Below are 2,259 nucleotides of genomic sequence, written 5' to 3' on the forward strand. Positions count from 1 at the left end.
TATATAATACCAATTACCCAGGGCTGTTTCATTCTAAACTGTGTCATTTTATGTATTGACGAAGCTAGGTTATTTCAAGCTTTAGTAAATATATCTTTCGCTGTCTGAAAATCAATAAATTCATTGCCAAAATCTAGAATGAAATGACCCTGCCAATTACCAAAAATAATGCAATACCTTCCGATGGGACTTCAGTTATTAAGTAATAAATAAGTAAGAGCAATGTTTTTAAGGATTCGTTTGAAAAGAGTGAATATATCTTATGTCTTTTAACCCTACTCCCTACTCCCTACTCCCTACTCCCTACTCTCAAGAAGATGTAGTAAGATTTTTGAGATTTGGTATAACATTTATCATATTTATCAGATATATTTTTTTCTTCTTTCCTATTCCCTATTCCCTGTTTTCTGTTCCCCAAAATTATCCAATATCTCACAACTTAAATCATATTGCTATATTTGTGACATCTTTAAAGTGAATTGGTATCAGTAAGAAGGAAGAGGGAAAAACGAAGAAAAATTGTGAATTTTATAGCTTTTAACTTTTGACTTTAGCTATCATATTCATCTTCTCCCTGGTTTAATGCTGTTATCACTGCCTGCTGACTAATATTCTGATAAATTTTCTGGAAAGAATTCATGACAATATCAGCAGATGCACCTAAAGGAATTTGTCCTAAAACATCTAAAACTGTCTCATTACTTGGAGATGGCGTAATGACTACTAAGGAAGAATCTAACTGTTGATTATATTCCCAGAATTGCTTAATTTTTAGAGTTTCTTGAGTAGCTGAAGTTACAGTTGGGGGGTTGGTAACTAAATCCTTACCTTGTGTTTTTTCAGATTTTATTTTTTCTGCTTCTGTCACTTTTTCATCTTCACTTTGACCACGTTTTTGACGTAGTTCTTCTAAGATTTTTTCTTTGGTACGACCACGTAATTGAAATAATAGAAATGGGTCGTCACTGAAGCGATCGCCTAATAAATAATAAACTGCTGCAATATGTTTACAAACTCTGGCTTTGTCTGGGCAGTCACATCTAGAATGAATTTCATCTAATGTAAAAGGGAAGAGTCTTAAACCATTAGCTGCAAAAATTTCTTCTATGTTTTGAGGCATTTCTCCCGCTAATAATTTGGCGGTAAATATTGCTCTTTCTGACATAGTTTCAATGATATAACCCCAGTCTTCATCAGTGAAATTATCTAACCATAAAGATAATTTGTAGGGTTCGGGTGCTGTCCCTTGAACTTGAGCAATAATTTTTTGCTCTTTGAATTCTAAACTCAGAACATTGCCTTGTCTGGCATAATTTCTTCCTCTTTCTAATCGTTTTTTAAATCGATAAGAATTTAACAAGTCTATCCATTGTTGAGTCCACCATTCTTTGTCAGTTTGTAAGTTCATTTCAGTTATCAGTTATTAGTTGTAATGAAAGTTTGTAGTAGGGGTTTTGCCCCAATTATAGATAGGGTTTACTAATTAAATCTCAAAGCATTTACAGATAGATATTTTAGCATTTTTAGGTCGAAAAAAGTGCTAAGTTTTCAGTTTAAAACATTCCAAAAGTTAGCATTTTGGGCAGAGGAGGGAAAAAAATAACTCCCCCACTCCCCTACTCTTTTTTAGGAAACCCTAAGTAAATAGGGCTGGATCCCTACTACAAACAAAAACTTTTTTATCACTATTTGTATCATATTAATATGATTAGTTATCAGTCAATAGATAGATAGGGCTAAAGCCCTACTACAAACAAAAACTTTTTTATCACTTATTATCCGAACATCATATTATTAGTTATTAGTTATCCGTCAATATGGTTCAGTCTACTCTCAAGAAGATGTAGCAATAATTTTGAGTTTGGTATAATAAATTAAAAATTATTCTCAAAGGATAAAGTGTCAAATCAATTCAAAATTAAAAATTTTGAATTCGCTTATTATAACCTCTGCCTGTTTGCGCAGCATTCCGCAGGAAAGTCAGAGGCTTGAAATAAGGAAAATATTTTTGATTTTTTCGCTCTTTGAATAACGAGGCTTGAATCCTTAATTAAACAGTAAGCATTCAGCTATTAGCTTTCAGCTTTCAGCAATAAAACCTCAACCTTAAAGAGAAGGTTTAAATGAATATAGACTTGAAAACTGACTTCTGTAGTAAAATTTAATTCTGAATAATAAAGCTTTTATTAGCCAAACTAAAAGTAAGAGCTGATAGCTTATAGCTGACGGCTGAATGCTTACTCAAAAACTATAGTTGTA

The 2,259-nt window shown here is 32.3% G+C and carries 2 protein-coding genes; one reads left to right on the plus strand and one right to left on the minus strand.

What is annotated here, in order from left to right:
* Nucleotides 1-262 precede the first annotated feature (262 nt).
* The gene (locus F6K22_RS39145; protein ID WP_293110369.1) at nucleotides 263-478 is read left to right on the plus strand and encodes a hypothetical protein; all 216 of its coding nucleotides are present in this window, start codon (nucleotides 263-265) and stop codon (nucleotides 476-478) included.
* Nucleotides 479-550: 72 nt separating this feature from the next.
* On the opposite strand, the gene F6K22_RS39150 is transcribed toward F6K22_RS39145, so the two are convergent.
* Complete coding sequence (locus F6K22_RS39150) at nucleotides 551-1,408, minus strand: SWIM zinc finger family protein (protein ID WP_293110371.1); 858 nt, start codon at nucleotides 1,406-1,408, stop codon at nucleotides 551-553.
* Nucleotides 1,409-2,259 lie beyond the last annotated feature (851 nt).

The organism is Okeania sp. SIO2F4 (genome assembly GCF_010672385.1).
GTDB lineage: Bacteria > Cyanobacteriota > Cyanobacteriia > Cyanobacteriales > Microcoleaceae > Trichodesmium.